General features: G+C 42.6%; 11 protein-coding genes. All 11 read right to left on the minus strand.

All coding sequences use genetic code 11. The features are described from left to right. Positions 1 to 9: 9 nt before the first annotated feature. A complete protein-coding gene (accB, locus tag NCY30_RS05665; RefSeq protein ID WP_130096240.1) occupies positions 10 to 495 on the minus strand; it encodes an acetyl-CoA carboxylase biotin carboxyl carrier protein in 486 nt (161 codons plus the stop codon). Between the two features lie 28 nt (positions 496 to 523). Further along, the gene (gene fabF, locus NCY30_RS05670) at positions 524 to 1,762 is read right to left on the minus strand and encodes a beta-ketoacyl-ACP synthase II (RefSeq protein ID WP_006428216.1); all 1,239 of its coding nucleotides are present in this window, start codon (positions 1,760 to 1,762) and stop codon (positions 524 to 526) included. A 15-nt stretch (positions 1,763 to 1,777) separates the two neighbouring features. Next, a complete protein-coding gene (fabG, locus tag NCY30_RS05675; RefSeq protein ID WP_006428215.1) occupies positions 1,778 to 2,527 on the minus strand; it encodes a 3-oxoacyl-[acyl-carrier-protein] reductase in 750 nt (249 codons plus the stop codon). A 2-nt stretch (positions 2,528 to 2,529) separates the two neighbouring features. Continuing rightward, on the minus strand, positions 2,530 to 3,477 hold the full coding sequence (gene fabD, locus NCY30_RS05680) for an ACP S-malonyltransferase (RefSeq protein ID WP_006428214.1): 948 nt from the start codon (positions 3,475 to 3,477) through the stop codon (positions 2,530 to 2,532). Beyond that, a complete protein-coding gene (gene fabK / locus NCY30_RS05685; protein ID WP_006428213.1) occupies positions 3,470 to 4,408 on the minus strand; it encodes an enoyl-[acyl-carrier-protein] reductase FabK in 939 nt (312 codons plus the stop codon). The genes fabD and fabK overlap by 8 nt, the downstream gene beginning before the upstream one ends. A gap of 33 nt (positions 4,409 to 4,441) precedes the next feature. Continuing rightward, positions 4,442 to 4,669, minus strand: a complete 228-nt coding sequence (locus NCY30_RS05690; RefSeq protein WP_006428212.1) for an acyl carrier protein — start codon at positions 4,667 to 4,669, stop codon at positions 4,442 to 4,444. Between the two features lie 99 nt (positions 4,670 to 4,768). Further along, positions 4,769 to 5,746 carry a beta-ketoacyl-ACP synthase III gene (locus NCY30_RS05695; protein WP_055193510.1) on the minus strand — a complete coding sequence of 326 codons (978 nt, stop codon included), beginning with the start codon at positions 5,744 to 5,746 and terminating at the stop codon, positions 4,769 to 4,771. 164 nt (positions 5,747 to 5,910) lie between these two features. Beyond that, entirely contained in the window at positions 5,911 to 6,261 is a 351-nt protein-coding gene (locus NCY30_RS05700; protein WP_044920331.1) for an arsenate reductase family protein, read from the minus strand. 43 nt (positions 6,262 to 6,304) lie between these two features. Then, a complete protein-coding gene (locus tag NCY30_RS05705) occupies positions 6,305 to 7,144 on the minus strand; it encodes a PD-(D/E)XK nuclease family transposase (protein ID WP_006428209.1) in 840 nt (279 codons plus the stop codon). A gap of 322 nt (positions 7,145 to 7,466) precedes the next feature. Beyond that, positions 7,467 to 8,243, minus strand: coding sequence for a DUF3169 family protein (locus tag NCY30_RS05710; RefSeq protein WP_055193512.1), 777 nt, complete (start codon positions 8,241 to 8,243; stop codon positions 7,467 to 7,469). After that, positions 8,224 to 8,451: a helix-turn-helix transcriptional regulator gene (locus NCY30_RS05715; protein WP_028088072.1), complete on the minus strand. Its 228-nt coding sequence runs from the start codon at positions 8,449 to 8,451 to the stop codon at positions 8,224 to 8,226. Before NCY30_RS05715 ends, NCY30_RS05710 begins: the two co-directional genes overlap by 20 nt. Between the last annotated feature and the right edge of the window lie 345 nt (positions 8,452 to 8,796).

Raw genomic sequence — 8,796 nt, forward strand, 5'->3', positions numbered from 1 at the left:
ATTGTCCTCCTACACGATGCGAAATAACGGCTGTCCGTATTCCACGCCTTCCTGATTATTTACCAGAATCTCTGCAACCGTTCCGCTGTAATCGCTTTCGATCTCATTCATCAGCTTCATGGCTTCCACGATTCCGAGTGTCTGTCCTTTTTCTACTCTGTCTCCGACTTTTACGAAGCTTTCTGCATCTTCTGCAGGTGCTGAATAAAATGTTCCTACCAGCGGAGACTCTACAATATTTCCTGCGACTGCTTCTTCCGCAGCTGCTCCCAGTGTCTGATCCCCTTCTGCATTCGTTTTTCCCATCTCAGCAGAAACCACTCCGGCAGAAGCTGTTCCGGTCATATTCACCGGTGCAGACACATTTTCCGTCACATAGCATGTATTTTCTTTCTTGCTCAAATGCAGTTTGATACCGTCTTCCTCATATTTAAAGCCTGTCAGATCTGACTTTGACACAGCATCTATGAGTTCGATCATTTTCTCCATTTCCATATGTCTTTGTCCCTCCTGCAATTCTCCGCTAGTCTTCATATCTCTTTAACAGTAACACCGCATTATGTCCGCCAAATCCAAGTGAATTTGTCAGTACATAATTGACTTCTTTTTCTACCGGCGCACCGATCGCATAGTTCAGGTCACACTCTTCATCCGGAGTTTCAGTTCCGACTGTCTGATGGATGAAGTTGTCCTGGATTGTCTTCACACAAGTGATAAATTCCACACCTCCGGCCGCACCGAGCAGATGGCCGATCATGGATTTTGTCGAGTTGATCACAACATCTTTTGCCGCATCGCCAAGAGCCAGTTTGATCGCACGTGTCTCGAACAGGTCATTGTGATGTGTACTGGTTCCGTGTGCGTTGATGTAATCCACCTGGGAAGGTTCGATTCCGCCTTCTTCCATCGCAAGTTCCATTGCTTTGGCTGCACCGCTTCCGTCTTCTGCCGGAGAAGTAATGTGATATGCATCTCCCGTAGAACCGTATCCGACAAGTTCAGCATAGATGACTGCACCACGTTGTTTTGCATGTTCCAGTTCTTCCAGAACAACTACACCTGCACCTTCTCCGAGAACGAATCCATCCCTGTCTTTATCAAATGGTCTGGATGCCTTCATCGGATCTGTAGAAGTCGAAAGTGCTGTCAGGCTTGTGAATCCTGCGACTCCGGTCTCACAGATACATCCTTCTGCTCCACCCGCCAGCATCACTTCTGCGTCACCATACTGGATCGCACGGAATGCATCACCGATGCAGTTTGTTCCACTGGCACATGCTGTAACGACATTCGTACATTTTCCCTTCAGACCGAGCTGAATGGAAATATTTCCTGCTGCCATGTTCGAGATCATCATCGGAACCAGAAGCGGATTAACTCTTCCCGGTCCTTTAGTCCGGATTTTTTCGTATTCTTTTTCTACAGCCTGCAGGCTTCCGATACCGGAACCCACAATTACACCGACACGGAACGGATCTTCCTTTGACATATCAAGTCCGGCATCTTCGAATGCTTCTTTTGCCGCTGCCACCGCATACTGGGAAAATGGTTCCATTCTTCTTGCTGCCTTAAAATCCATTCTGTCTTTTGCCTGAAAATCTTTTACCTCTGCTGCAATCTTTACTTTATATTCTGTGGTGTCGAATTTGGTAATCTCTCCGATTCCCACTTTTCCTTCTTTGATGCCGCTCCAGAACTCCTCTACCGTATTTCCGATCGGAGTCACTGCTCCAAGTCCTGTCACTACAACTCTTCTCTTCATATATCTTAATCTCCTTTACATCACCATACCGCCGTCTACATGCAATACCTGTCCAGTAATATATCCCGCATCCTCTGACGCAAGAAATGCAACCGCATTCGCCACATCTTCTGCTTTTCCGAATTTTCCAAGCGGAATCTGTGCGGCAGACGCTTCTTTTATCTTTTCCGGAAGTACTTCTGTCATGTCGGTCTCGATAAATCCCGGTGCAACTGCATTGACCGTGATTCCTCTGGATGCCACTTCTCTGGCTGCTGTTTTGGTCAGTCCGATCACACCTGCTTTGGACGCCGCATAATTTGCCTGTCCTGCATTACCGCTGACACCTACAACAGATGCCATATTTATGATGCGTCCGCTTCTCTGGCGGATCATCTGGCGGAGCGCAGCTCTTATTGTATGAAATGTTCCCTTCAAGTTTGTGTCCAATACCTTATCAAAATCTTCTTCTGACATCTTCATAAGGAGTCCATCCTTTGTGATTCCTGCATTATTAACCAGAATATCAATTCTTCCCTGCTCCTTGATCACCGTCTCGATGAATTCTTTACAGGCATCAAAATCGGCCACATTACATTGTATGATCACCGCTTTACCGCCTGCAGACTCAACTTCATTCTTTACTTCTTCGGCTCTTTCTCTGGAACCGTTATAGTTGATCACAACTGTTGCTCCTTTTGATGCAAGCTTCACAGCGATTGCTTTTCCGATTCCTCTGGACGCTCCGGTTACAACTGCAACTTTTCCTTCCATTGTCTGACTCATCTTTAAGCTTCCTCCATCATCTTTCCACTATCTGCAAGTTCGGTGCAGACTTTATCCACATCCTCCCACTGGGAAATGTGGAATACTTTCACACTTCGGTCGATTTTTCTTAAAAATCCTTCCAGTGTCTTACCCGGTCCGATCTCAACAAATGTATCAACACCGTCTGCGATCATGCGTTCCATGCTCTGCATCCAGCGCACCGGTGAACTGATCTGTGTCGTAAGAAGTCCCGGAGTTTCTCTGATGTCTGTTACCTTCTCTGCTGTTACATTCGTTACATACGGAATTCTTAATTCGTGAAATCTGGTATGTTCCAGTTCTTCCGCCAGTTTCTCTCCTGCCGGAACCAGCATCTGAGAATGGAACGGTCCGCTGACATTTAACATAATGGTGCGTCTCGCCCCTGCTTCTTTTAACTTTGCAGCCGCTTCTTCTACAGCGTCGGTCTTACCGGTGATGACGATTTGTCCCGGACAGTTATAGTTTGCGACCGACACATCAGCAATCGGTTCGATCACTTTTTCGATTTCCTCTGCCGCCATAGAAATGACCGCACACATGGCTCCTTCTCCTGCCGGAACCGTGTTCTGCATCAGGATTCCTCTTTTTCTTACCAGGCGGATCGCATCCATATCGTTCATTCCTCCGGCAGCTGCGATCGCCGGGTATTCTCCCAGGCTTAATCCTGCTGTGATATCTGCTTTCAGTCCTTTACTTTCCGCAACTCTTGTCATTGCCAGACAGGTCGTGACCATTGCTGCCTGTGTATATTCCGTCAAATCCAGCCTGTCATTTTCTTCAAAGCAAAGTTCCTTCATATCCAGATCAAGTTCCTCACCTGCCTGGTCAAATATGTATCTTGCAATCTCACTGTTTTCATAAAAGTCGGCTCCCATGCCGGCTTTCTGAGCACCCTGTCCCGGATAAATAAATGCAATCTTACTCATAGAATCCCTGTCCTCCGATTAATGCATCTGTCTCTGTTACCAGTTTCTGGATCAGATCTTTACATGACATTCTTTCTTTTACCATGCCGGCAATCTGTCCTGCCATTACGCTTCCGTTCTTTACATCACCCTCTACGACTGCTTTTCTGAGGCCGCCAAGTGTGAGCTTTTCCAGTTCTTCGAATTCTGCTCCGGCATTTTCCAGTTCCAGATATTTTCTCGTCATATCATTGCGAAGGGCTCTGACCGGATGTCCTGTGGTTCTTCCTGTTACTCTGGAATCAATATCCTTCGCTTTGATGATTCTTTCTTTGTAATTCTCATGTACCTGGGATTCATCTGTTACAACAAAATGTGTTCCCATCTGGACGCCTTTTGCTCCCAGCATGAATGCCGCAGCAATTCCTCTTCCATCGGCAATTCCTCCGGCTGCAATAACCGGAATACTGACTGCATCTACAATCTGTGGAACAAGTACCATCGTTGTACTCTCGCCGATATGTCCGCCGGCTTCACAACCTTCTGCTACCAGTGCATCCGCACCACAGCGTTCCATTCTTTTTGCCAGGGCCACAGAAGCAACGACCGGAATAACCTTTACGCCGGCTTCCTTCCACATCTTCATGTATTTCTCCGGATTACCCGCACCGGTGGTAACAACCTTTACGCCTTCTTCGACAATCACCTTTGCAACTTCATCTGCATAAGGACTCATCAGCATGATGTTGACACCGAATGGTTTGTCTGTCAGTTCTTTTGCCTTGCGTACCTGATCTCTTACCCAGTCTGCCGGAGCACTTGCTGCACCGATGAGTCCCAGTCCGCCGGCTTCGGATACACCTGCTGCCAGATGGTATTCTGCCACCCAGGCCATACCGCCCTGAATGATCGGGTATTCAATTCCTAATAATCTGGTTACTTCTGTCTGCATAATCTCTATACTCCCTGTCTTTTTATAATTTTCTTACTCTTTATGAGCGTTCACATACTCTACAACATCACCGACTGTTACGATCTTTTCCAGATCTTCCGACGGAATCTCGATTCCATATTCATCTTCCAGTGCCATTGTCAGTTCAAAAAGATCTAAGGAATCTGCTCCGAGGTCATCTTTGAATGATGCGTTTTCTGTGATTTTGCTTTCCTCTACTCCTAAGTTATCTGCTACCATTTTTTTAATCTGTTCTAACATATCTTTGTTCTCCTTTTATTTCTGTTTTTGTCTCTCTTTTTTAGCTTTGGTTCCTTTTTAATTCTTTTGCACTTATAAGGGTTGCTTATCTGAGGCTTCTTACCACTCCAGAATGCTGGCCCCCCAGGTGAGTCCTGCACCAAATCCTGCCAGGATAATCTTCTGTCCTCTGTTCAGTTTCCCGGCTCGGTTCAGTTCATCGAGAAGAATTGGAATACTTGCGGAAGATGTATTTCCATATTCTTCCAGATTCATCGGAAATTTTTCTATCGGTTCACCCAGCCGCTTTGCGATTGCTTCTACAATTCTTCTGTTCGCCTGATGCAAGATGTAAAAACTGATTTCTTCCTGTGCCGTGTCATTCTTTTCCAATACTTCTTTTATTGCCTGCGGCACGCTCTTTACAGCAAACATAAATACTTCTCTTCCATCCATCTGCATCAGATATTCTTTTTCTTCCGGCTTTGGCATATCTTCCGGTGATAATTCGCTTCTGTCATATCTGCTTTTACAGCGAAGTGCTTCTCCTCTAAAGCCATCGGAGTGTGTTACCGGAAGATAATATCCCGTATCTTCGCGCTTCAGCACTGCCGCTCCTGCGCCATCCCCGAACAGGATACACGTCCCGCGGTCCTTCCAGTTCGTCAGATTCGATAAACTCTCGCTGCCAATGATCAGTGCAGTCTGATACACGCCCGCATTCAGATAAGCCGCTGCCGTATTATAAGCAACCACAAATCCGGTGCATGCCGCACTCAGATCAAAACATGTCGCATGCTTTGCCCCAAGGTCTTTCTGCACTTCACAGGCTGTACAGGGAAGTATTACATTTGAAGAAATCGTAGACACGATGATCAGATCCACATCTTCTGCAGCAATTCCCGCATTTTCAAGTGCCTGCCTTCCGGCTTCGGCTGCCATGGATACCGTCGTCTCTTCTTTGATAATATGACGTCTCACGACTCCGGTTCTCTCCCGGATCCACTCATCACTGGTATCAACCAGTTTCGCAATGTCATTGTTGTCCATTGCAAATGATGGTACGCAAGATCCTGTCCCACATATTCTTCCAGTCATTATAAATACCTCTGATTTATTTTGATTCTAAATTATTTTGACTGTCAAAGTATATATCAATAATTTTTGTTTGTCAAGTATTTTGAATATCAAAATATATTTTTATTTTTCCGGACGTCTGGTGTTTACCTGGAATTCATATAATTATGATAATATATTTTAACTTATAGCAGTTTCTCTTCCCATTCTTTTTCTTTGAAGCCGGTCAGAACGAAATTATCTCCGATTACTAATGGGCGTTTTACGAGCATTCCGTCGGTTGCCAGGAGTTTTAACTGGTCGTCTTCGGTCATTTCTTTTAATTTGTCTTTCAGGTTCATCTGTTTGTATATCATACCACTGGTATTGAAGAACTTTTTGAGTGGAAGTCCGCTCATTGTGTACCATTCTTTTAATTCTTCGTAAGTTGGATTTTCTTCTTTAATTGCTCGTTCTTCAAATTCTACGTTGTGTACTTCCAGCCACTTTAATGCTTTCATGCAGGTGCTGCATTTTCTGTATGCAAATACTTTCATCATAGATTCTCCTTTTCCATCTTTCTAATTTTTTACAATATCATTACTGACGTTTCATATCGTTCTTCCAACGTTTTATTTCTTCTACACTATGTCCTACTGCTTCTGCAATCATGTCTTCCCTTGCTCCTAATTCAAGCAACTTCATTGCTGTTTCATATTTTCCTTTTTCTTTTCCACGCTCTTCTCCTATTAACTCTCCCGCTTTGTAAATCTTATCCATCTCTTTACACATAATCTCCACTCCTTCCTGTGTCTCTTTCAATACTCTTACCCGCTCTGCCAATACTTTGCTATACATGTCTTCTGCCTTTGTACAATGAAAATCATGCATCAATCTGCCCAGATCTGTATTTTCTTTCATCCGGGCGTTAATATATATAATTTCGCTTTTATCATTATAATCTCTGCCGGTTTCTCTTACAGTCCGTTTGATATGTAAGATGGGTGCAACTTCATTTTCTACTTCCTCATCTACGATAAAAATAACCTTTGATTCCGGCAGTTTTTCAAAATCTTCTCCCGCAAACAGACTATGTGCGTCTATTATACTGCTGTGGTAGCGCAATCTTTTTGGGCCTGCTCCGGCTTTTTCCTGCTGTACTTCTATATCATATATTTCTTTTCTGCCATTCACAGCCACACAGTCAAGTACAGCCGATCTTCCCTGTAAATTCTTGTAATCTTTCTGAACAACGACTTCTGTTAATTCCAGATCATCATTTTCAGTAATAACTCTTAATACATATTCCGCACATTCCAGAATATTTAACACGTTCCGCATGAACATATCACTCATCATTGTCAGCTCTGCGACTAACTTCTCATAATATCGGAACCGTTCATTAACAAAACCTGTCTTTAACAAATTCGTATTATTCATAGGCTTCTCCTCTCAGTATAAACTTATCTTTACAGTATTTCAATGCGATAATAATTATATTATCAAGTATATTTGCAAATGATTTTAATCTTCCGTTTCCATCCTTCATAATGGAATCCCACATTTCGAATATCTGATAATTCAACATTTATTTGCTTATTCTTTTGTTATATATTTTGAAAAATTTTGATATATTTATCGATGTATTTCATGATTGGAACGAAATGTTCCTTAACTCAACGAATTATAATATAGAATGATATGTTATAATCATGAATGCACCAGTTTTATCTGATGCATTCACCTAATATGACTTTTTATTTTATCCAATCCTTTTTGCTTTAGAAACCATGCTGGATCTGATATACGTCATTCCTGTGACCAGATAAATGACAGCTACAACAAGAACCGCCAATATACCAGTATTCAAGAACATATTTGCTATTAATGTAAGCAACAATAATATCGGTATTACTTTGTTCAATACAATATACGTCTTATATGCACTTTTGTATATAATTTCTTTTTCTGCTTCATCACAGCTTTCCACCCACTGTTCCGTAAATTTGCTTGAAGTTGGATCACCTTTTTTCTCCGGATGTGCCGCCTGTATCGCTTTTACATAACGTACAGAAAGATAAATATCGTAGAAATAGCACAGTATAAATATAATGCAGGCGAATAAAAAATATCTGGATTTTCCTGATTCTATATACTTCAAAGAATATCCAAAGGATAAAATTATGATGCAGGCCACCTGTGACACCAAATTAACCCCACTGGTCCACGCTCCCCATTTTTCTTCTTCGTAATCCAGTTCATAGAATCTGTCCTCATCTGCATCCTTCATTTCTTTGTATACATTCTTTAACCGGTATAAACTGTATTCACCAACAACTACCGTAACAACCGCGATTATAATCAGAGCTGGAAATATATATTGCTGAATCGTTCCGTTAATCGTTCTGATTCCTGCATCTATTCCTTTTTTCATCAGTTCATAGATGACTACCGACACGCCTCCGGCGATTCCCCCGATTATCACTGCCGCGAGCATCTTCCACGTTGCGGTAAAATAACTACTTTTCTTTTCCTTCATCATTTATCTCCTCTTCATATATAAAAATATCTTCTACACTGACTTCACAAATCTTCGCAATCTTTAACGCAAGTGTTACTGACGGCGAATAGTCTCCTCTCTCTATCTGGCTGATCGTCTGTCTGGATACGCCTGCGAGCTTTCCCATCTCGGTCTGATTGACGCCAAGTCTTGATCTGTATTCCTTCAATCGGTTTAGTAAAGGCAAATGCTCATCTCCTTTATCAATCATATTTTGACAACTTTTCTTGTCATTTAAATTCTAACAGATGACAACTATAGTTGTCAAGTTTCTATTTAATTCACTAGGCCAAATCCCCGAACCCTAATAAAAGCTTACAGTTCTCCATTTAATTATTATGGCATGCGAAACCGCAGGAATAAACTTACAAGGTCCTATCCTGTGCATACGGACTCATGGTTGGTAATTCTTAAGTAAAAAAGTTGACCGTTTGCTCACAAAAAATCCACTGTCTGAGACGAATGTCGAGTTTGGATTTTTTGTGAGCTCGTTTTTAGGTCAACTTTTTTGCTTTAGAATTTCCCCATGTTG

The organism is Dorea sp. MB18-49, assembly GCF_023669465.1.
Taxonomy (GTDB): domain Bacteria; phylum Bacillota; class Clostridia; order Lachnospirales; family Lachnospiraceae; genus Dorea_A; species Dorea_A longicatena.